The sequence below is a fragment of the Acidocella sp. genome (assembly GCF_050253495.1).
Classification (GTDB): domain Bacteria; phylum Pseudomonadota; class Alphaproteobacteria; order Acetobacterales; family Acetobacteraceae; genus Acidocella.
The window spans coordinates 93,171-114,954 of sequence record NZ_JBFWIX010000002.1 but is presented as its reverse complement, the minus strand read 5'-3'; the positions used below and the strand labels follow the sequence as shown (position 1 = coordinate 114,954).

General features: G+C 64.2%; 20 protein-coding genes. 11 read left to right on the top strand and 9 right to left on the bottom strand.

What is annotated here, in order from left to right; genetic code table 11:
• Positions 1-38: 38 nt before the first annotated feature.
• Positions 39-500: a MarR family winged helix-turn-helix transcriptional regulator gene (locus AB7D48_RS02685; RefSeq protein ID WP_427975773.1), complete on the bottom strand. Its 462-nt coding sequence runs from the start codon at positions 498-500 to the stop codon at positions 39-41.
• Positions 501-559: 59 nt separating this feature from the next.
• On the opposite strand from AB7D48_RS02685, the gene AB7D48_RS02680 reads away from it, so the two are divergent.
• The 9 genes from AB7D48_RS02680 (at position 560) to AB7D48_RS02640 (ending at position 10,102) form a co-directional block, all read left to right on the top strand.
• Positions 560-997 carry a carboxymuconolactone decarboxylase family protein gene (locus AB7D48_RS02680; protein ID WP_427975772.1) on the top strand — a complete coding sequence of 146 codons (438 nt, stop codon included), beginning with the start codon at positions 560-562 and terminating at the stop codon, positions 995-997.
• Positions 998-1,050: 53 nt separating this feature from the next.
• Positions 1,051-1,977, top strand: coding sequence for a patatin-like phospholipase family protein (locus AB7D48_RS02675; RefSeq protein ID WP_427975771.1), 927 nt, complete (start codon positions 1,051-1,053; stop codon positions 1,975-1,977).
• A complete protein-coding gene (locus AB7D48_RS02670) occupies positions 1,974-3,374 on the top strand; it encodes a sensor histidine kinase (RefSeq protein WP_427975770.1) in 1,401 nt (466 codons plus the stop codon). Before AB7D48_RS02675 ends, AB7D48_RS02670 begins: the two co-directional genes overlap by 4 nt.
• A 165-nt stretch (positions 3,375-3,539) precedes the next feature.
• Positions 3,540-4,106: a precorrin-2 dehydrogenase/sirohydrochlorin ferrochelatase family protein gene (locus AB7D48_RS02665; protein ID WP_427975769.1), complete on the top strand. Its 567-nt coding sequence runs from the start codon at positions 3,540-3,542 to the stop codon at positions 4,104-4,106.
• A gap of 59 nt (positions 4,107-4,165) precedes the next feature.
• The gene (locus tag AB7D48_RS02660; protein ID WP_427975768.1) at positions 4,166-4,879 is read left to right on the top strand and encodes a phosphoadenylyl-sulfate reductase; all 714 of its coding nucleotides are present in this window, start codon (positions 4,166-4,168) and stop codon (positions 4,877-4,879) included.
• Positions 4,880-5,134: 255 nt separating this feature from the next.
• The gene (locus AB7D48_RS02655; protein ID WP_427975767.1) at positions 5,135-6,448 is read left to right on the top strand and encodes a citrate synthase; all 1,314 of its coding nucleotides are present in this window, start codon (positions 5,135-5,137) and stop codon (positions 6,446-6,448) included.
• Positions 6,449-6,557: 109 nt separating this feature from the next.
• On the top strand, positions 6,558-7,607 hold the full coding sequence (locus tag AB7D48_RS02650) for a potassium channel family protein (RefSeq protein ID WP_427975766.1): 1,050 nt from the start codon (positions 6,558-6,560) through the stop codon (positions 7,605-7,607).
• 304 nt (positions 7,608-7,911) lie between these two features.
• On the top strand, positions 7,912-9,555 hold the full coding sequence (locus AB7D48_RS02645) for an ATP-binding cassette domain-containing protein (protein WP_427975765.1): 1,644 nt from the start codon (positions 7,912-7,914) through the stop codon (positions 9,553-9,555).
• A gap of 139 nt (positions 9,556-9,694) precedes the next feature.
• Entirely contained in the window at positions 9,695-10,102 is a 408-nt protein-coding gene (locus tag AB7D48_RS02640; RefSeq protein WP_427975764.1) for a hypothetical protein, read from the top strand.
• 180 nt (positions 10,103-10,282) lie between these two features.
• On the opposite strand, the gene AB7D48_RS02635 is transcribed toward AB7D48_RS02640, so the two are convergent.
• From AB7D48_RS02635 to AB7D48_RS02620, 4 genes are all read right to left on the bottom strand, one after another.
• Positions 10,283-11,032, bottom strand: a complete 750-nt coding sequence (locus AB7D48_RS02635; RefSeq protein ID WP_427975763.1) for a polysaccharide deacetylase family protein — start codon at positions 11,030-11,032, stop codon at positions 10,283-10,285.
• A 36-nt stretch (positions 11,033-11,068) separates the two neighbouring features.
• On the bottom strand, positions 11,069-11,278 hold the full coding sequence (locus AB7D48_RS02630) for a hypothetical protein (protein ID WP_427975762.1): 210 nt from the start codon (positions 11,276-11,278) through the stop codon (positions 11,069-11,071).
• A complete protein-coding gene (locus AB7D48_RS02625) occupies positions 11,268-12,155 on the bottom strand; it encodes an S-methyl-5'-thioadenosine phosphorylase (RefSeq protein ID WP_427975761.1) in 888 nt (295 codons plus the stop codon). The genes AB7D48_RS02630 and AB7D48_RS02625 overlap by 11 nt, the downstream gene beginning before the upstream one ends.
• Before the next feature lie 120 nt (positions 12,156-12,275).
• Positions 12,276-13,442 carry a DEAD/DEAH box helicase gene (locus tag AB7D48_RS02620; protein ID WP_427975760.1) on the bottom strand — a complete coding sequence of 389 codons (1,167 nt, stop codon included), beginning with the start codon at positions 13,440-13,442 and terminating at the stop codon, positions 12,276-12,278.
• Here AB7D48_RS02620 and AB7D48_RS02615 point away from each other — a divergent pair.
• Positions 13,441-13,602 carry a hypothetical protein gene (locus AB7D48_RS02615; RefSeq protein ID WP_427975759.1) on the top strand — a complete coding sequence of 54 codons (162 nt, stop codon included), beginning with the start codon at positions 13,441-13,443 and terminating at the stop codon, positions 13,600-13,602. The genes AB7D48_RS02620 and AB7D48_RS02615 overlap by 2 nt on opposite strands.
• 248 nt (positions 13,603-13,850) lie before the next feature.
• Here AB7D48_RS02615 and AB7D48_RS02610 read toward each other — a convergent pair whose 3' ends face one another.
• Positions 13,851-16,550 carry a glycosyltransferase gene (locus tag AB7D48_RS02610; protein ID WP_427975758.1) on the bottom strand — a complete coding sequence of 900 codons (2,700 nt, stop codon included), beginning with the start codon at positions 16,548-16,550 and terminating at the stop codon, positions 13,851-13,853.
• Positions 16,551-16,806: 256 nt separating this feature from the next.
• On the opposite strand from AB7D48_RS02610, the gene AB7D48_RS02605 reads away from it, so the two are divergent.
• Complete coding sequence (locus tag AB7D48_RS02605) at positions 16,807-18,099, top strand: hemolysin family protein (RefSeq protein ID WP_427975757.1); 1,293 nt, start codon at positions 16,807-16,809, stop codon at positions 18,097-18,099.
• 172 nt (positions 18,100-18,271) lie between these two features.
• On the opposite strand, the gene AB7D48_RS02600 is transcribed toward AB7D48_RS02605, so the two are convergent.
• The 3 genes from AB7D48_RS02600 to AB7D48_RS02590 form a co-directional block, all read right to left on the bottom strand.
• Entirely contained in the window at positions 18,272-19,246 is a 975-nt protein-coding gene (locus AB7D48_RS02600) for a ParB/RepB/Spo0J family partition protein (RefSeq protein WP_427975756.1), read from the bottom strand.
• A gap of 153 nt (positions 19,247-19,399) precedes the next feature.
• On the bottom strand, positions 19,400-20,764 hold the full coding sequence (locus AB7D48_RS02595) for an amidase family protein (protein WP_427975755.1): 1,365 nt from the start codon (positions 20,762-20,764) through the stop codon (positions 19,400-19,402).
• Positions 20,755-21,738, bottom strand: a complete 984-nt coding sequence (locus AB7D48_RS02590; protein ID WP_427975754.1) for a cysteine synthase A — start codon at positions 21,736-21,738, stop codon at positions 20,755-20,757. The genes AB7D48_RS02595 and AB7D48_RS02590 overlap by 10 nt, the downstream gene beginning before the upstream one ends.
• Positions 21,739-21,784: the final 46 nt, after the last annotated feature.

Sequence of the window (21,784 nt, the reverse complement as noted above, 5' to 3'; positions counted from 1 at the left end):
GCGTGTTGGCGGGGTATAGGCGGGGGGGACATGCCCCGTCAATCTCGCCCGCGCGCGGCTTTCGCCAGCCAGCGGCATAAATCCGCCTTTTTCGCCGTCTCCAGCCCGGCGGCGAGCTCTTCTTCCAGCGCCAGCACCCGCCGCTTGGCCTCGGCCAGCATCGTTCGCCCGGATTCGGTGAGACACAAATGCAGGATGCGCCCATGGCGCGCATCCGCCGCCCGGTCCAGCAACCCGGCCCTGAGCAGGTTTTTCACGATGACCCCCACCGTCTGCGGCGTCAGCAACGCCAGCCGGGCCAAATCCGCCCCCGAGGCGCCGGGATAGGCATGCACCATGGTCAGCACCGCGAATTGCGGCAAGGTCATGGGAAGATCCGCCAATGCGCGCTCCTGCCTCTGACGGTGAACATGCGCCGCCTGGCGCAGCAGATAGCCAAGATACCCTTCCTCGCCGCGCTTGCCCTCGCCCGCTTCGGGAATGTCCGGGCCGCTCTTCATATCATAACCCTTATATGTTATCAGAGCTATGACAATATCGCACCCTCAGGAGCTTCGCAATGAATTTGGCCGATTTCTCGAAACTCTACCCAGCCATCCCCGCCGGGCTGCGCGCCCTCACCGGGGCGGTCAAGGAGGCCGGGCTGGACCCCGCCCTTACGGAACTGGTCAAGATCCGCGCCTCGCAGATCAATGGCTGCGCCTTTTGCACCCAGTTCCATCTGGCCACCGCGCGCAAGCTGGGGGTGGCGCAGGCGAAGCTGGACCTGCTGGCAGCCTGGCGCGATTCCGGGCTGTTCTGCGACCAGGAGCGTTCCGCCCTGGCCTGGACGGAACGCCTAACCGCCCTGCCCCACGCGCCTCTCACCGAAGCCGAGCGTGAAGCGGCCGAGCACGCCTTTCCAGGTCCTGAATTCGCCCTGCTCTGCACCGCCATCGCCACCATCAACGCCTGGAACCGGATCGCCGCCGGACTCGCTTTTCCTCCAGCCGGCTGACCATACGGCAATTGCCAAGACTCGCTTTTTGCGTTCACAAAACGGTACGCGCCATGAATACATTTATTTCCTCTCGCGCCCGAACCGTTCTCGCCCTGCAGGGCGGCGGAGCGCATGGCGCCTTCACCTGGGGCGCTCTGGACCGGCTGCTGGAGGAAGGGCTGGTTTTCGACGCCGTCACCGGCGTTTCCTCCGGGGCGATCATCGGCGCCATGGCGGTGCAGGGCATGGTCAAGAACGGGCCGGAGGGTGCCCGCGCCGCAATCTCGCGCCTCTGGACCAAGGTGATGGAGGGCAACCTCTTCGGGAATGTCCCGGCCACGCCGCTGGACTGGATGTGGGACACCACCAAGGCGCTCAGCAACGACCTCGCCTGGAGCGGCCTGACCCAGGCCCTGCGCCTGTTCGACCCAGCCCAGCTCAACCCGCTCGGGCAAAACCCGCTGGAACCGCTGCTGCGCGAACTTCTCGACATAACGGCCCTGCGCGCGCCCTCCGCCCCGCGCCTCTATGCCAGCGCAACCGACGTGGAAAGCGGCGAGGCGACGATTTTCACCAACGCGCAAATCGGCGTGCCGGAATTGCTGGCCTCGGCCTGCATTCCCATGATGTTCCCGACCGTGAAAATCGGCGGGCGGCATTATTGGGATGGCGGCTATAGCTGCAACCCGGCCCTGGCCCCGGTTCTCACCCCCCGGCCGGACAGGCTGATCCTCATCCGCGCCCAACCGCGCCAGCGCCGGGGGGTGCCAAGCTCCACGGCGGATATTGTCCACCGCCTGCACGAAATCGCCTTCCAGGCGCCGCTCGCGGCGGAACTGTCCATGCTGCCGCGCCAGGTGCGGTTGCTGGACATCCCAGCCGACCAGGCCCTGGCGCGGCATCCCCTGACCTCCAAACTCAACACCGACCGCCCCTTTCTGGAAATGCTGTTTTCCGCCGGGCGCGAGGCCGCCGCGCACGCCCTGCTCTCGGCATGAGCTGGGCGCGGGGTCTGGAGCGGCTGAAGCCCCAGCCCGCGAGCCTGTCCAGCAAGGTGCTGTGGATCACGGTGGCCACCATATTCTGCATCGAGTTGCTGGTGCTCATCCCGGTGCTGGGACGCCAGCGCATGGTCTGGATGAATGACAACCTCCAGCACCGCGCGGAGATCGCCGCTTATGCCCTGCAAACCGCGCCACCCTCCGCGCAAGGGGAGATATTGCGCCTGGCGGGCATTCAACGGCTAAACCTGATCTCCCCCCGCGGCCAGACCCAAAGCTGGCAAGTCCCGGGGTTCACGCCAAACGCCACCCCTGTCACCATCCCCTCGCGGGAACGGGTTTTCCATAGCAGTTGGAAAACCTGCCTGAACATCGCCGGGTTCGCCCCCAGCGAGGAAACATTCCTGTTCTCATCCGCGACCTCCTCGAACGCGATGATATTGGTCGATGCCGACACCTCCCCCCTCACCGCGCGGCTGCGCCTTTATGCGCGCCGGGGGGTCAGCTTCATCGTCATCGTCTCGCTTTTATCCGGGCTGCTGGTCTATGCGGCGCTCAACCGGCTGCTGGTGCGGCCCATGGAGATCATGACCGCCTCGATCATCCATTTCCGCGAGAGCCCGGAAGACGCGGACAGCACGGGGCTGAACTGGCTGACCAACCGGCCGAAGGACGACATCTCCACCGCCGCGCGTGAACTCAAGGCCATGCAGGAGGAACTGCGCGCCGCTCTCTGGCGTAATGCCCGCCTGGCCGCCGTGGGCACGGAAGTGGCGAAAATCGCGCATGATCTGCGCAATATTCTCTCCTCCGCCCTGCTGATGGCCGACCGGCTACAGGATATTGACGACCCCACCGTGCGCCGGGCCACCCGCACGCTCATCCCCTCCGTGGAGCGGGCCACGCAGTTGGTTTCCCGCACGGTCGAGTTCGCGCGCGAGGGGCCGCCGCAAATCATGCGCGCGCCCGTCTCGATCCACGAGTTGATCGAAGAGGCGTCCGAAAGCCTGGCGCCGGAGAGCAGTGGCTGGCGGCTCGAAAATCTCGTGCCCGCCGACCTGGTGCTGCCCATGGACCGCGCCCTGCTTTACCGTGTGTTCCTCAACCTGATCCGCAACGCCGCCGAGGCGGGCGCCACCCTCATCGGCTTGAGCACGGAAACCCAAAACGGCCAGACCCGCCTGCGCATGGTCGATAACGGCCCTGGCCTTCCGGAGCGGGCGCGGGCGAATCTGTTCAGGCCCTTCACCGGCTCGGCCCGTAGCGGCGGCACGGGGCTGGGCCTGACCATCGCGCGCGATCTCATCCGCGCCCATGGCGGCGACCTCGTGCTGGAGCGCACCGGCCCCAATGGCACCGTGTTCTGCATGGACCTCGCCACCGGCGAAAGCTGAACATCGCCCTAAAATACCTATAACCATAGAGAATATACTGGTTTATGTTTGCTCCAGACGCCTGAAACCAAAAAAATCCTTTCCACCACTTCCCCAAAAAGGGCAAAAAATCGTTATTTTGCCAGAGAGATTGCAATGGACGAGAAAATCCTTTTCTAAAGGACCATGATCCCATTGGCTCTTAACCCTTCCCGCCTGAAACTCGGCTTGGCCGGGGCTGGCGCTCCCGCCCTCAGGCGGTTGCGCGCCCTGCATCGCGCGGGCGCCGGAGAGAGCCTGTGCGTTTTCACCACGGACGCGGAACTGACCCGCGAGGCTGGAGCCATGGCCGTACCACATCTGCCCGCGCCGGCCGAGATCGCCGGGCTGAACCTGCTCTGGATCGCCGGCCTCGCGGAACCCCAATACCGCCCCCTGGCAATGACCGCGCGCGCCAGCCGCGTGCTGGTGAATGTCGAGGACGTGCCGGAATTTTGCGACTTCAACGCGGTGGCGGAGATCCGCCGGGGCGATCTGCTGCTCGCCATCTCCACCGGCGGCCGGGCGCCGGGCCTGGCGGGGGCCATCCGCAAGCGGCTGGAAGCCCTCTTTCCGGAAAGCTGGGCCGCGCATGTGAAGGAAATCGAGACGCTGCGCCAGGGCTGGCAGGCTGAGCGAATGCCCATGGCGGAAGCAGCCCAGCGCATCGATCAGCTGGTCGAGAAACGGCGCTGGCTGCCCTTTCCGAAATAACCGCCCCATAGATCTCAAGATCTCAGCGCCGGCGCGCTTGACCCGGCCAGGAACCGACAATGCCTGACAGCCTTCCCCCATCCACAGATGCCGAAACCGTCCTGCGCGAGGCCATTCTTCGCCAATTTCCGGGCAAGATCGCGCTGGTTTCCTCCTTTGGCGCCGAATCCGCCATCCTGCTCCATCTCGCCGCGCGGATCGACAAGGCCCTGCCGGTGATTTTCCTGGAGACCGGGCGGCTATTTCCAGAAACCCTCACCTACCGTGACGAGCTGACCGCAAGGCTCGGGCTGACGGATGTGCGTTCCATCCGCCCCTCGGGGGCGCAACTGGCGGCCTACGACCCCGATGGGCGGCTTTGGGAGACAGACCCGGATCTCTGCTGCGCCATCCGCAAAACCAACCCGCTGGACGAAGCCTTGGTGGGCTTCACGGCCTGGATCACCGGACGCAAGCGCGGCCAGTCCGCCACCCGGGCCAAGCTGCAATTGCAGGAAACCGGCGCGGATGGGCGCATCACCGTCAACCCGCTGGCCTTCTGGGACGATGCGATGCTGGAGGCCTATTTCCCGGCACATGGCCTGCCGCGCCACCCCCTGCACGCGCAAGGCTATACTTCCATCGGCTGCGCCACCTGCACCCGCAAGCCGCTGCCAGGCCAGGATAAGCGCTCGGGCCGCTGGGCCGGACAAGCCAAAACCGAATGCGGCATCCATATGCCCCGCGCCATGACCAAGCCGGACTGGCCGGAACATCTCAGCTTCGAGGTCTGAGCGGAGTCCGGCCGCGCCCGCGCGGGGGTTCTCCCATGCGTGTGATGCACGCCGGGGCGGAATTCCTTCCGTCATGTGACTGAAACAGGGCCAAAACCACATCCCAACGCCCCGCGCGCCAGGCATGCGGGATGCTGCGGCGCGGCGCGGCGGCTTTACACAGAGCCTGGGATTGAATAACGCTTCAGCCGTTCCGTCCCGTCAGGATGGCCTTCCTGACGCCTTGAAGAAGTCACATAATAGAAGGTGAAGCATATGGCTCAAACCGCTACCAGCAAGCAGGTCGGCACGGCGACGCTTAGTTTTAACGACAAGACGGCGACGCTGCCGGTGCTGGGCGGGACGCTCGGCACGGATTGCGTGGATGTGCGCAAGCTCCAGGGAGAACTTGGCGTCTTCACCTTCGATCCGAGCTATGGGGCCACCGCCTCCTGCGAAAGCTCGATCACCTATATCGATGGCGACGAAGGCGTCCTGCTCCATCGCGGCTACCCGATCGACCAGCTCGCCGAGAACTCCTCCTTCCTCGAAGTCGCGTATCTGCTCCTTTACGGCGCGCTGCCGACCAAGACGGAGCTGGACAGCTTCACCACCGGCATCACCCGCCACACGATGCTGCATGAGCAGATCCGTAATTTCTGGAACGGCTTCCGCCGCGACGCGCACCCGATGGCGATGCTCTGCTCCGTGGTCGGCGCCATGTCGGCCTTCTATCCGGACAGCATCGACATTCACGACGAGCATCAGCGCGAAATTTCGGCCTACCGGCTGATCGCCAAGATGCCGACCATCACCGCCTGGGCGTATAAATACAATGTCGGCCAGCCCTTCATGTATCCGCGCAACGACCTCACCTACGCGGAAAACTTCCTATACATGTTCCATGGCGTTCCGGCCGAGACCTACAAGCCGAACCCGGTGCTGACCAAGGCGATGGACCGCATCCTGATCCTGCATGCGGACCATGAGCAGAACGCCTCCACCTCCACCGTGCGCCTGGCCGGCTCCACCGGCACCAACCCGTTCGCCTGCGTCGCCGCCGGCGTCGCCTCCCTCTGGGGCCCCGCTCATGGCGGCGCCAACGAGGCCGTGCTGAAGATGCTGGGCGAAATCGGCCACAAGGACAACATCCCCGACTTCATCAAGCAGGTGAAGGACAAGAACTCCAACGTGAAGCTGATGGGCTTCGGGCACCGCGTCTACAAGAACTTCGACCCGCGCGCGAAGATCATGCAGAAGACCTGCCACGAGGTTCTGGGCGAGCTTGGCATCAAGGACGAGCCGCTGCTCGACCTCGCCATCGAGCTGGAGAAGATCGCGCTGGACGACGATTATTTCGTCTCCCGCAAGCTCTATCCGAATGTCGATTTCTATTCCGGCATCATCCTGAAGGCGATGGGCTTCCCCACCACCATGTTCACGCCGATCTTCGCCCTGGCGCGCACCGTGGGCTGGATCAGCCAGTGGAAGGAAATGATCGAGGATCCGACGAACCGCATCGGCCGTCCGCGTCAGATCTATACCGGCGCGGCAAAGCGCGACTACGTGCCGGTCGACAAGCGGGGCTGATGCGGCGACGCACCCACCACCACAAAGGACAGGGGAAGCAACGCTTCCCCGCCAAGCTTGCCACCCCTTCCACGGCGCGCCCATGGAAGGGGTTGTTTTTGGACACCGCATGAAAAGCTTTGTCGACAGCCCGGCCCGCAACCTCATTGGCGGGCTGATTTTCATGGTGGTGATCATCACCTGCGCCACGCTCGCCTTCACCGCCGAAGGCTGGAGCTTCAGCGATTCTTTTTATTTCGTGATCATCACGGTCTTTACCGTGGGATACGATGAAGTCCATCCGCTGCTGACACCGGAGCTGCGTTCCATCACGCTGGCCACCATCATTCTCGGCTGCACGGGCATGATCTTCCTCACCGGCGCGCTGGTGCAGTTCATCACTTTCGGACAAATTCAACAATTGCTGGGAAACAGGCGGATGAAAACGCAGATCGGCAGGATGCGCGGGCACGTGATCGTCTGCGGATATGGGCGCATCGGGCAAATGCTCGCCGAGGAATTAAAGGCCGGGAACATTGAGTTCCTGATCCTGGACCGGGAGGAGGCAAAGCTCTCCGAGGCCGCCGCGCGCGGCCATGCCACCCTCCTGGGCGACGCGACGGACGAAACCGTGCTGCAAACCGCCAGGGTAGAGCACGCCCGTGCCCTGGCCTGCGTCGTGCCCAACGACGCGGTGAATGTGTTCATCACCCTTTCCGCCCGCAACCTCAACAAGGATATCGAAATCATCGCCCGTGGCGAGGCCGCCAGCACCAAGAGCAAGCTCCTGCGCGCGGGGGCCAGCGCCGTCGTCGAGCCCACCCATATCGGGGCCGAGCGCATCGCCCAGCTCATCCTGTTTCCACGCAGCGTCAAACTGACCGATTCCAGCCATATGCGCATGCTGGGCACGGGGCTGCGCACGCTGGGACTGGAGCTGGAAAGCCAGTCCGTGGCCATGGACAGCCCTTATGCCGGCCAGAGCGTGGAGGCGATCGAACATGGCGCGGGCGGGACATTGTTCGTCGTGGCGCTCAACCGCCGCGATGGCACGACCATCACCCGCCCCGGCCCGGAACTGGTGGTGGAGGCGGGCGATGGTGTCGTGATCATTACCCGTGCCGGGCGCGAGACGCCCCAGCACGGCCCCGCGCACGGCTGGCCGCCGAGACTGGCCTGAAGCAACGGGCGCGGGTGAACGGATCCGCTCCATGAAGGCCCCCCGCCAAAACATGGCGCGGCAAACCGCCATCATCGGCCATGGCTGAGATATTTCATAAAAAACGAACAGTATCAGCGGCTAGCCCGCCAGATTCAGGATTGCCAAATCATGTCGCGCGGGCCATTTTGCGCGCGGGGTGTTCTGGATAGACGGACGAGGCTGGAGTGCCTTGCGCCCTTGATGCGCGGCCCCTTTTTTCATGGTCTGACTCTTATCCCAGAGCGCTGGAGCGATGAGGATAAGCGGTTTGGATACGCAGATCATGACCCTTCTGGCCGCATTGGCCTTGTGCTGCGCGGGCATTGCCGGGCTGGCATGGCGGCAGGCGCGCCGGCGGCGCGAGCACAAGCAGAAAGCCGAGGCCTTGTTCAGAAGCCAAGTCGCGGACATGGATGCGCTGCGCCAGGAGCTACAGAAAGACAACAGGGCCGAGATCGATGAAAGCGGACCGCTGATCGAGGGCGATTCATTGCCATCCGAGCCCGCCCCCCCTCTGCCCATACCCGCCGCACCGCCAATGCCCGCCACACCGCCCATGCCCGCCCCCACGCCGACAACCGGGCCGATCCTGGTCTGCCGGTCGTTCGGCGCGGGATTCGGTGACAAGGTCATATTGGACGATGTGCATTTCACGGTTCCAGCCCACGGGGTTTCGGTGCTCATGGGGCCGCCCGGCACGGGTAAATCCACCTTGCTGCGGTCTTTGGCGGGGGCATATGCGCGCACGCCCATGCATAAAAGCTGGGGGGAAGTGGTTTACCAGGGCCAGCCCCTGGGTGAGGAAAACCGGCCGCCGCTGGTCGGGCAGCGCCTCAATCTGATTCAGCGCACGGTGCTGGAGAGCCTGCTGGTCCATCGAACGGACAGGCTCGAAACAATGGACGAAGCCGCGCAACGCGATTGGGTCAAAGGCTGGCTCGTCGAGCTGGGCCAGGAGGCGCTGAGCGAGCAGCTGGACACGACACTGATCGATCTGCCGGTCGCGCGCCAGCGCGCGGTCTCCATTCTGCGTGAGGCGATGGCGGGCGGAGCGCTCTTGATGATCGACGAACCCACCACCGGCATGAAAGACGAGGATGCCGCCTATATTCTCGCCCTGCTGGAAGGATTGGCCAGCCGGATGGCGCTGCTGGTGGTGCTGCATAATCAGAAACAGGCCAGGCAGATCGGCCAGGAGATTATTTTGCTGGCGGGGGGCTATGTGCAAGCGCAAGAGCCTGTCGGGACATTTTTTTCAGCACCGCCCAACCCTGTCGCGGCGCAGTTCGTCCAGACCGGCAGTTGCGCCGTGCCGGCACCCGGCCTGCCGGAGGATCAGGCGGCCGAAAACGCGCTCACCGCGCCTAGAGCGTTGTCATCCGGGGCCCTGGCCGCGGTGGCGCCACGCATGCCCGCGCCCCCCACGCCCGAGGAGCCACCGCCCGGCGACAAGGCATCCGGCCCCAGGGGGTTCATCTGGATCGAGAAGGGGCATCTGGCGGCGACACCGATGCCAGGCGCCACGCTGGATCTTGATTATGACCTCGATCTTCTGAAGCAGGTCGGCGTGACCTGTCTGGTCACATTGACGGAGAGGAGCCTGCCGGAAGATGCCCTGCTCAGGCACGGGCTCAAGGCGGTGCATCTGCCCATTGCCGATCGCCACGCGCCCACGCCCGAGGAGATGGACGCGCTGGCCGCCCATATGCGCAGCCTGCTGGTCCAGGGTGAGGTGCTGGCCGTGCATTGCCTGGCGGGGTTGGGGCGCACAGGCACCATATTGGCCGGTTTTCTGGTGAAGGAGGCTGGGCTTTCCGCGCGGGCGGCGCTGGAGAAGCTGCGTGCCATCAACCGGCAATTCGTGCAGACCGACAGCCAGGAGCAATTTCTCGCCGATTATGAGATGTCCCGCGGGGCCCCCTCATAATGGCCAACTGACCAAAAAAAGCCGGCGGCGACGGTCCGACCGGCCAGGTCGCTCGCATGGGGAAAATCCGACGGAGGGACCGGAAGGCATGTTTCCATGCGTTCCGCCTTTTGTCTTACGATGATGGAGTATTGTTCCAATGAGTTCTGCCCTCGACGAAGCCCTGGCGAAAACCATTTCGACCATCCCTGAATGTATCGCCGCTGGGTATGTAGATGTTAGCTCCGGCTTTCTGCTGGGTATCAAAACCGTCGATTCCCATCCGCGAGAGGTGATCGATCTCGTGGCGGCCGCCACGGCGGATATGTTCCAGGGCGGCAATGTCGGCGCCGTGGAAGCATTATGGAAGCGCGCCCGTGGCGTTGAGAGCAACCGGCATTATTTTCAGGAATTCATCGTCAATTCCGACAATACCATCCATGTCTTCCTGCGCGGCAAGAAATACGCCGATTATGTCGCCGTGTTCGTCTGCCGTATCAGTGCCAATATCGGCCTGGTGCTGACAAAATCCCGCATGGCGATGCCGACCATCGAAAACGCCATCTGAGAGACGGCGGCGAACATTCAGCCAGACGGCAAACAACATCGATTGAAATGTTCGCGGGGTTTGGGGCGCTTCTTATAAAAGTGCCCCAAACCCCAGCCTTTGCGGCGTCGCATTTCAAGGACCGCGCCCCGGAGCATCCTCCACTCGTTTTGTTCACGCGCACGGCTCTGGCAGATTGTTTCAGGCAATCTCGTCCAAGCGCGCGAATTGCGCGCCGCTCTCCTGCAAGGCGGCCAGCCCCGCGGCAATTCCCGCCCCGCTGGCGCGCCTTGGCTGATTGATATGGCCTTCGATCACATCGCCATCCCGCGCGGCCTTGATGCGGGCTTCCACCAGCGCGGCGGGAAATGAGGCCCCGGCATCGGAATTGAGGGAATAGCCCGCCACGCGCACGCCCAGCCCCTCGATTTTGGGTACGACCGAAGGGGTATAAAGCCCCGCCGCGCCCCGGTACCAGGTCGGATGGCGGCCCGTGACCTTGTAAACCGCATCCGCCCCACCGGCGATTTCCGCCTCGATGGCGGGCCAGCTTCCCGCCACCTCCAAACCATAGATACGTTGCGTGCCCAGCACCGGCGGCAAATGCCGCGCGCCATGATTCTCCAGCGTGAACACAGTGGGATACTTCAGGAAAAAAGCCAGCCCGTCCGGATTCATCCGCATCCATACCGCGGTGATGAAGATGGTGGCCGGGATGTTCCGCGCCACCAGCAGACCGGCGATGCGCGGATCGAAATGCCCGGGGCAGGCATCCAGCGTCACCGCGACCCGGCGCGGCCCATGCCCCGGAGGCAGACGTAAAACCGGTTCCACCAGCCCGTCCTTACGCACCGGCCCCATCGCCAGGGGCGCCGCCAGCATTCCCTGGCAAAGCCGGCGGCGGGTCAGCCTTTCGCCATGAATCGTTCCGCCATGACACGTCCAGCACATTTTCAATATCCGCGCCGTCTCCGGCAAACGCTCCCGTTACGCTCCGATGCGGCCAACCACACGATCGATGGCGAGGAAAAACAGATAAACACCCCCCAGCGCGCAGGCGCTGGTCAATTTCATCGTGAAATAATCCTGGTGTTCATGTTCGCCCCAAAACAGCGCGCCAAGAACCGCCGGGGGCCCAAGCAGCAATGTGCCCGCCAGCGTTATCGTTCCAGCTTTTCTGCCAGGCTTAGCCGCCATTCAGAACCCTTCCGGCCACGGCGTCCAGCTTCTTCAGCGTGGCGGGGTCACGCGCCTCGGGGGCGGTGATCAACGCATAGGTCAGCGCCGTATCGCAGCCATGGGGGCAGTCGGCGCGCGGGGCCGCCAAGCGCGGCAGAACATCCTTCACCAGGTTGCGCGCCTTGTCGGCATTGCCGAGCAGCACCTTCACCACCTGATCGACGGTGACGGCATCATGATCCTCGTGCCAGCAATCGTAATCCGTCACCATGGCCACGGTGGCGTAGTCGATCTCCGCCTCGCGGGCGAGCTTGGCCTCGGGCATGTTGGTCATGCCGATCACCGAACACCCCCAGGAGCGATAAAGATTGCTCTCCGCCAATGTGGAAAATTGCGGCCCTTCCATCACCAGATAGGTGCCGCCGCGCGTATGCGGCAGATCCAGCGCCTTCAGGCTTGCCTCCAGCGCGTCGCCAAGGCGCGCGCAGACGGGATGGGCCATGGAGACATGCGCGACACAGCCAGGGCCGAAAAAGCTTTTCTCACGAGCGAAGGAGCGGTCGATGAACTGATCCACGATCACGAAATGCCCCGGCGGCAATTCCTCCTTCAACGAACCGACAGCGGACATTGAAAGAATATCCGTCACGCCCAGCCGCTTCAGCGCGTCGATATTGGCGCGGTAATTCAGCGCGGTGGGAGAGGTTTTGTGCCCACGCCCGTGGCGCGGCAGAAACACCACCTTCTGGCCTTCATAGTCGCCGGTCAGGAACTCATCCGACGGGTCGCCCCAGGGGGTTTCGACCTTCACCCATTTGGTGTTCTTCAGCCCGTCGATATTATACAGGCCGGATCCGCCAATGATGCCGATGACCGGCTGCTTCGTCTCACCCATCTTCGTGCTCCAAAAAATCAAACGTTTTTGGGGCGCCCTTTTTTCAAAAAGGGCGCGAAAAATGCCGCCTTTTTTACAAAAAAGGCGGCACCCGAAAAACTCCTATTATTGATTCAGGCCTCACGCAACCTTGCGTTTCTCCTGATATTGCGGGCGCTTCGGCTTGATCTTGCGCACCTGCATGTCCGGATGGCGCGCCGGCTTCTTCACCGGCATCGCCTGCTTCGGCCGCTCACCGCCCGCCACCTTCATCTTGATGCCGGTCAGCTTCTCGATCTGGTTCAGATAAGGCAGCTCGGTCGCATCGCAAAACGCCACCGCCACGCCATCCGCGCCATTGCGCGCGGTACGGCCGATACGATGCACATAGCTCTCCGGCTCATTCGGCAGCTCGAAATTGACCACATGCGTCACACCGTTCACATCGATCCCGCGCGCGGCGATATCGGTTGCCACCAGCGCGCGCACCTCACCGGCCTTGAACGCCTCCAGCGCCCGCTGGCGCTGATTCTGGCTGAGATTGCCATGCAGCGCCGCCGAGGGGATCTTCGAATTATTCAGCATCATCGCCACCCTGTCCGCGCCGCGCTTGGTGCGGGTGAACACCACGGTCTTTTCGAATTCCTTCTGGTGCAACAGCTTCACCAGCAGGTTGCGCTTCTCCGGCCCTTCGGCGAAATGCACGCTCTGCTCGATCTTCGCCGGGGTGGAGGACACGGCTTCGATCTCCACGCGCACCGGCTCACGCAGCAGGCCATTGGCCAGCTTGGCGATTTCCGGCGGCATGGTGGCGGAGAACAGGGCGGACTGGCGCCGGCCCGGCAACGCGGCCACCACCTTGCGGATATCCGGCATGAAGCCCAGATCCAGCATGCGGTCCGCCTCGTCCAGCACGAAGAACTGGCACTGGTCGATGACCAGCTCGCGGGTGTTCATCAAATCCACCACGCGGCCAGGGCAGCCCACCACGATGTCCGCGCCGCGCATCATGCGCTGCACCTGCCCGAAACGGCTGACACCGCCCACCACCAGCACGGTGCGCAAACCCAGCCCCGCGCCGAATTTCTTGATCTCCTGCTCGATCTGCACGGCCAGCTCGCGCGTCGGCGCCAGCACCAAGGCCCGGGTGGAAAAGCGACGGCTATGCAGCTTCTCGGTCGCGAAGGCCTGAAGCATGGGCAGGGCAAACGCCGCCGTCTTACCCGTGCCGGTCTGGGCGATGCCCAGAACATCCCTGCCCTCCAGCCCGTGCGGAATGGCCCGCGCCTGGATGGGGGTGGGCTTCATGAAACCCGCCGCCTTCAACGTACCCAAAATCGAGGAAGCCAGACCAAAAGATTCAAACGTCAAATCACTCACAACAAACATCTCCGCCGCCAAGGGCATCCCCAAGGCGGTCAATGTCAGCATTCCCATGCGCGAAACTGGAAAAGGACGGTGCAAATAAGCCCGTAAAGGGCGTCCCCGCCCCGTAAAGCATGTTCCGGCCATGTCTGGTTCGCGCCATGGCCAAGACTGCCTGTTCCTTACGCCGCCTGCCCATGGCTGCGCAAGGCTTATGATGCAATGCAGAAACCCGCGCCCTGGGGCATTTCCATTTACCCCGGCATGCGGAGAACGCTTGCGTTCATTGCCCGGCCAACAAAAAACCCTCCCGCCTGAGGCGGAAGGGTCTTTTGTTCGTGGTCAGGCCCGTCAGTCGCCCGCGGCGGGGTGGAAAGCCACGGCCCTGGCTTTTTGCGGGGCCGGCGCCACAATTGTCCGCCGCACCTTGGCCGGCATCGCCGCCAGGATGGAAACCCCCACCGAGGCCAGATAAGGCATGGATTGGGTGAACAGCACCGCCACCCATAATTTGGTTTCCAGCGTCGCCCAATGATGGCCAAAGCCGACCCCCAGCGCCGCCCCCCAGGTGAGCAGCAGGATCACCAGCTCCTCGCGGGCCATCACCAGCCCCTGCACCAGGGCCGGGGCGTTCTCCATCTTCGGGGTCCGCAGGAAGGGCAGCCTGTTGGTAAACAGCCCCTTCCACACCGCCTTACCGATGGCATGGGACAAAGCCAGCCCCGCCACCGCGGCCCCCAGCCGATCCATGAACCCGCACGGCACGCGGTTTTTATAAAGGGCCAGGATCTGCGCGATCTTGAACAGGAACAACCCGATGGATGGCAGCATGAACAAGGCGATCGGGAATTCAAACCGCACCGGGTCCAGGATCAGCCCCAGCGACCAGGCCAGCCCCATGGCCAGGAACACCAGCCCCAGCGCATCGCCGAACCAGGGCAGCCAGCCGGTGATGAAATGCCAGCGCTGGCCAGCCGTCAGCTCCTTATTGAAGGGGTTGAACAACGCCCCGGCATTGGCGCGCACGATGCGCATGGCGCCATAGGCCCAGCGGTAACGCTGCTTGCGGAAGGCGTTATAATCGTCTGGCATCACGCCCTTGCCGAAGCTCTTCTTGGAATACACCGCCTCATACCCGGCACGGAACAGCCGCAGGCCCAGTTGGGAATCCTCGGTGATGCACCACTCGGCCCAGCCATTCTCGTTCAGCAGCGCCTCCTTGCGGATCAGCGTCATGGTGCCGTGCTGGATGATGGCGTTGCGCTCGTTGCGCGTCACCATCCCGGCATGAAAGAAGCCCGCATATTCCCAGAACATCATGCGCTTGAAGATGGAGCCGTCATTGTCCCGGTAATCCTGCGGGGACTGGGTGAAACCCACCGCCGGGTCGTCGAAGGCCGGAGCCATGCAGCGCAGCCAGTCGGGCTCGACCAGATAGTCGGAGTCGATCACGCCGATCACCTCGGCATCCGGCGCCGTCTCCCTCAGGGCGAAGTTCAAGGCCCCCGCCTTGTAGCCCTTGTATTTGCCAAGGGTGAAGAAGCGGAATTTGGGCCCAAGCCGCGCGCAATGCTCGGCCACCGGCTCCCACACACGCGGGTCCACCGTGTTGTTGTCGATCACCAGCACCTCGAAGCGCTCATAATCAAGCGCGGCCAGCGCATCCAGCGTCTGCTTCACCATATGCGGCGGTTCGTTGCAGATCGGCAGATGGAGGGAGACTTTCGGCAGCCTGGCCCCCGCCGGCGCCGGGATCGGCTCGTAATGGCGGCGGGAAACGCGGCCGAAAATGGTCTCGACCAGATCGAAGCTGTCCGCGATCAGCAGAAAGAGCAGCATGCCCTGCCCCGCCGCCAGCCCGGCCCACACCGCGGCCGCGCTGTAGGAGAGATAGGTCTGGCCCATATTCATCAGCAGCATGGCCAGCGTGCTGGTGAAGCCCTCCACCAGCACGGCAAAGAGCAGCTTGCCGGGCCAGCGGATGTCAGGCCGGCGCGAAAGCAGCGCCATGGTGGCCAGCAGGCTCGCCAGCGCCGCGCCCAGCGCGTACCAGATCCATTCCGGATGATTCCAGACCGGCCCGGTCAGCGACCATTTCGCATGACGGCCCAGCGTGAACATGCCCCAATAGCCAGCGGCCCGGCCCTCGAAGCTGGTCTTCCAAGGCTGGTCGAAGGCCTCCATCACGAAATAATTGAGATGCTCCTTCTGCGCGAGATTGAAGAAATCACGCAGGAAACGGGCCTGATTGATGGTGCTGGCGCGCGCCGCGCCAATATCGATGCCATCGGAAGGCCAGCCGATCTCACCGATCACGATCTTCTTGTTCGGGAAACGCTCATGCACTTCCTGAAAACGGTGCATGGCGTCCTGCACGGCGATGTTTTCCGGAACGCCTTCCCAATAAGGCAGCAAATGCACGGTGATGAAATCGACCGAATTGGCAAGCTCGGGATGCTTCAGCCAGACATGCCACGGCTCGGCCGTGGAAACCGGCACATGCACCTGCTTCTCCACCTGGCGAATATCGGCCACGAGTTGCGGCACCGTGAGGTCGCCACGCAAGATCACCTCGTTGCCGACCATCACCTGCTTCACGTCGGAGTTGGCGTTGGCCACCTTCACCACCTTCGCCAATTCCTTGGCGTTGGCCTCCTGATGCGTGTCCAGCCAGGCACCGAGCGTCACATTCAGCCCCATCCCCCGCGCCAGCGCCGGAATCTGTCCCAGATCGCCCTCGACCGTATAGGTCCGGATATTATGGGTATGTTCGGCCGCCAGCCTCAGATCGGATTTGATCTGCCCAATGCTCGGATACACCCCCGTCTGCGGGCTCTCACCCTTATGGAAGGGCGAGAAAGCGAAACCGCCGATCTCTCCGGTGTAAGGCGGAATATTTGTCGCCGGCCGGTTGGTCGCGGCCCAAAGCCCGAACGCCACGACCCCCACCCCCAGGGCTGCGCCCCAGGAGCTTGGGCTGGCCCACCCGCGGCGGGCCTTGCGTGTGGAAATCAGTGCCTCCTGGCGATGAATTTGCGACTGGTACGTCATGCGAGATGTCCAAGCTGCTGTTGGGGCGAACCCCGGTTCTTGGTGAACATGACAATTCAGTGCGGCCAGGGCTGGGCGCGATTGTGGCCCAACTAAGGCAAACAAAATTTAATCTTGTAACTGGATGTATTGCTAAAACACAAAAAACACGATGTTTTACAATGCATTGTATAAACAACTTGTCCAGCCGGCTTAACAAGCGCAAAGCCGCCCCCCGGCAATCGCATGCCACGCGAAACCACGCTACAAGCAGACCATGCCCCTGATTTTGCAACTTGCCATCCTGGCGCTCCTGGTTCTGTTGAATGGCGCCTTCGCGCTCGCGGAACTGGCCCTCGTCTCATCGCGCCGGGCCATGCTGACCTTGATGGAACGCCAAGGCGTGCGCGGCGCCACGCGGGCGCGCATGCTGGCGGACGACCCGGAAAGCTTCCTGCCCACCACCCAGTTCGGCATCACGCTCATCGGCATTCTCACCGGTGTGTTCGGTGGCGACCAGCTCGGTGTGCGCATGCAGGGGCCGCTGCGCGACATTCCCTATATCTCCGCTTATGCCGGGCCGCTGGGCGTGATCCTCACCGTGCTGATCATCACCTATCTCACCTTGGTGTTCGGCGAACTGGTGCCCAAGCAGCTCGCCCTGCGCCATCCTGAAAAACTGGCCGTTCTGGTCGCCGGACCGATCTCCGTGCTCGCCCGCCTTGCCGCCACGGCGATCTGGGCCTTGCGCAAAACGACAGACCTCGTGCTGCGCCTGTTCGGCCCGGCCCTTGAGGACCGGCGCGGCGTTTCGGAAGAAGAACTGAAGGCGATGCTGGTGGAAGGGGCGGAAACCGGCGTGCTGGAAAACGAGGAGCGCGACATCATCGAGCGCGTGCTGCGCCTAGCCGACAAGCCCGTGCGCGCGATCATGACACCACGCACCGAAATCGTCTGGATCGACCGCGCCGCCGGGCGCGAGGACATCATCGCCCGGCTACGGGCCGCCTCGCATTCGCGCTTCGTGGTCTGCGACGGCTCGGTGGATAATGTCGCGGGCATCATCCTGGCGAAGGATGTGCTGGACCGGGTTCTGGACAACCGGGAGGGAGCCATCATCTCCACCGTGCTTCGTCAGCCCATGGCCATCCCCGACTCGGTCTCCGCGCTCGACGCCCTGGAACGTCTGAAGACCGACGAGTTGGGCATGGCCCTGGTCTTCGATGAATATGGCAGTTTCGAGGGGGTGGTGACCGCCGCCGACGTGCTGGAGGCGATTGTCGGCGATGCCGAGGATACCGGCCCTTCCTCCTATATCGAGCCACCGCCGGACTCGGTCTACGAGCTGGACGGCCTGACCCCCATAGACGAAACCAAGGCCAGGCTGCACCTGCCCAACCTGCCCAACGAGGGCAGCTACCACACGCTGGGCGGGCTGATCCTGGCCCTGCTGCTGCGTCCCGCCGCGAAGGGCGATGCGATCCTGTTCGGCGGCTGGAAATTCGAGGTTCTGGCAATGGATGGGCGCCGGATCGACCGGGTGAAGGTAACCAAGGAGGCCACCGAGTAAACCGCGCCCCCTTTCAAGGGGCCCGAATCCAAAAAGCCCGAATCCAAAGGGCCAGCATCCAAAGGGCCAGCGTCCAAGGAACCCGAAGCGGTTTTCATGCCGCATCCGGCCCGAAAAACGGCGCTCCAGACGACAGGCGGGCCCCGCCCCCAATGCGAACCGGCAATCCCCCTTATGCCTCCGTTGGCATGGATGCTGGATCCGGGGATGCTGGATCCGGCGGTTGCGCCGCCTCCAGCTTTGCCAGCCGGCGCGCCCGCCTGGCCTGCATCCGCTCAATCTCCCGGCCGGCCTGCGCCAGGCTGACCAGCAATTGCGCGCTTACCTCCACCATGCGGGCACTCCGCTCCGCTTCCGGCAATTTTCGCAGCCGCGCGACCTGCCGCCGCAATTCCAGCGGCAGGGCCCCCATGGCGGCTTCCACCCCGGCGAACACTTTCTCCACGGTTTTGCGCGGTGGGCGGCTCTTGGTGGTTTTGACGGTCCTGGTCAGGCGCAGCCGCCCTTCCCGCCGGGCCTCGTCCAGCTTTTGGTTCAGAACCGGCGCCGCCGCGTCGCCATGCGTCAGCAAAGCCTCGATCGCGGCATCCGGCGACACATGATTCCCCCGCACCAACGCCTGCACCTGCGGGTCCGCCCGCGCCAGCAGCAAAAACTGCTCCACCCGCGCGACCGTCTTGCTCTGCGACGCCGCGATCGCCGACGGGCTGAACCCCAGATGCGAAAGCCGCAAATAACCACGGGCCACATCCAGCGCCTCCAGCTTCAATCCCTGGGCGGAGCGCAGCATCAACTCCACCCGCTCCGCGTCATTGCCACGAAACGGAATGACACTGACCCGTGGAATGGACGCCCCCCTGGCGATGGCCATGCGCAGCCCCCGGCGGCGGCAATGCCCCTCGATCACCACGATCCGCCCATCCTCCAACGCGCGGACCACCATCGGCGGCACATAGCGTCCCCGCAGGAAGGATTCACAAAAAGCCTCGATATGCTCGGCGACTTTCGGATTTTCATAATAACGGAGATTGAACCCGTCCTCCTCCTCGATCAGCAGCGGATCGATTTGGTAAAGATATAGCTTATCGTTGTTTTGTCCTTGCGCTTCCGCCGTGAAACTCTGCAACGGTTTGATCACGAATGCCATGAAGCCCCACCATCAAACATTTTGTCCGATCAGGCGGCCTGCGCCGCATGAAGCCCGGCACCGCCAGGGGCCGGGCTTCATGCCATTCATCCAGCATCTTGGTTGCCAGCCGCTTAACACCGCCGGAAAAGCGCGCCCCGCGGGGGCAAGGCGTTACCCCAGCCCCGCCTCCACCGCCCGCGCCACGCGCAGCACCACATCGTCCCGGTAAAGCGGCGCCGCGATCTGCACGGCGGTGGGCAGACCCGCCGCATCCACGCCCATCGGCAATGCGATGGCCGGCTGGCGCGTCAAGCTGAACAGCACCGTCCAGGGGGCCCAGTCACGCAACAGCGCCTCCACCGGGTCGCCATATTCCGCCCGCGCCAATGGCGCGCCATGCGCCACGGCGGGGCAGAGAATCGCATCGACCTCCAGCATCGCCATCGCATGCGCGGCCTCCACGCGCCCGGCTTGCGCCGCCAGCAGCTCCTGCGCGGAAAGATCGGCGAATCGCCCGGCCAGCGCCACCAGCCCGGCATCCATCGGCCCCCGGTCCGCCTCCGGCACGGCATTCACGGATTTCGCCAGCCCCGCCCCCCAGAGCGCCGCGAAAATCCGCCCGGCATCCGGCAAGGCGGGGGCGATCGTGACAAATTCCGCCCCCTGCCCGGCCAGGATGTCACGGGCCGTCTCCACGGCCCCCCAAGCCGCATCGTCGGCCGGCGCCTCGAATCCCGGCGCACGCAGAATGCCGATACGCAGCCCCCTGACTCCATCCTCCAGCCCAGCGGTGAAATCGCGCTTGGGCTCGGGCAGGGAGAACGGGTCCGCCTTGTCGAATCCCGCCAGCGCGGAGAGCATCAGCGCCACATCCTTCACCGAGCGCGCAATCGGCCCCGCCACCGCCACGGGACCGAACGCCCCCAGCGGCCATTGCGGCACCCGCCCGAAGCTGGGCTTCAGCCCCACCACACCGCTCCAGGCGGCGGGAATGCGGATCGAGCCGCCGCCATCCGTGCCCACATGCAGCGGGCCGAAAAACGCCGCCGCCGCCGCCGCCGCGCCGGAGGACGACCCGCCCGGCGTATGCGCCACATTCCACGGATTGCGGGTCACGCCGTTGAGAGGATTGTCGCCGGGGGTTTTCCAGCCAAACTCCGTGCTGGTGGTCTTGCCGATGATCACGGCCCCCGCCGCGCGCAGGGCCGCCACCAGCGGCGCATCCCGCGCCACCGGGGCCGGATCCGTGGTCTTGCTACCGCGCCTGGTCGGCAGGCCGCGCACATCGATCAGATCCTTCACCGTCACCGGCACACCTTCCAGCGCGCGCGCCCGTCCGGCTTTCCAGCGCGCCGCGCTCTCCCGCGCCGCATCCAGCGCGCCAGGGTCGAGCGTGGCGAAAGCGTTGATCTCCGGGTTGCGCCGGGCGATCCGCTCCGTCACCCCTTGCAGCGCCTGCAACGGCGTCAGTTCACCTGTGGCGTAGACCTCCAGCAATTCGGCCGCGTCCAGCGCGGCCGCGTCGTTCACATCCATGGCGGCACCGGCAGGTTCTTCGAGCGCAGGAAGTCGGGGTTGTACAGCTTGCTCTGATAACGCGCCCCGCCATCGCACAGCATCGTCACGACGGTATGGCCCGGCCCCATCGCCTTCGCCACCCGGATCGCCGCCGCCACATTCACCCCCGACGACCCGCCGACGGACAACCCCTCATGGATCATCAGATCGTAAATCTGCTCCAGCGCCTCCGGGTCTGGGATCTTCACCGCATCGTCGATTGGCGCGCCATTGAGGTTTTCCGGCACGCGGGACTGGCCAATCCCCTCGGTGATGGAAGAGCCCGTCACGGTCAGGTCGTCGCTCTTCACCCAGCCATAAAGCCCGCTGCCCTCCGGGTCGGCCAGCACGATCCGCACGTCCGCCTTGCGCTCCTTCAACGCCAGCGCCGTACCCGCCAGCGTGCCGCCCGTGCCGCACGCGCAGGTGAAGGCGTCCACCTTGCCCCCCGTCTGCGCCCAGATCTCCGGCCCGGTGGTGGCGCGGTGCCCCTCCCGGTTGGCCAGGTTGTCGAACTGGTTGGCCCAGACCGCGCCCAGCTCCTCCGCCAGACGGCGCGAAACATGCACGTAATTTCCCGGATCCCTGAACGGCTTGGCGGGCACCAGGCGTAAATCCGCGCCGATCATCCGCAGGAAGTCGATCTTCTCCCGGCTCTGCGTCTCCGGCATCACGATGATGCTCTTATAGCCCAACGCATTCGCCACCAATGTGATGCCGATGCCGGTATTGCCCGCCGTGCCTTCCACAATGGTGCCGCCCGGCCGCAACAGGCCGCGCGCCTCGGCGTCGCGGATGATCGCCAGCCCCGCCCTGTCCTTCACCGACCCGCCGGGCGAGCAGAACTCCGCCTTGCCCAGAATCTCGCAGCCCGTGGCGGCCGAAGCGCGTCTGAGCTTGATAAGAGGGGTGTTGCCGATCGCGCCGATCAAGCCTGCCGCCACTGTTTCCATCCGTAACCGTCCTCGCTATGCTGCGTGCCAAAAGCACATACCGGAG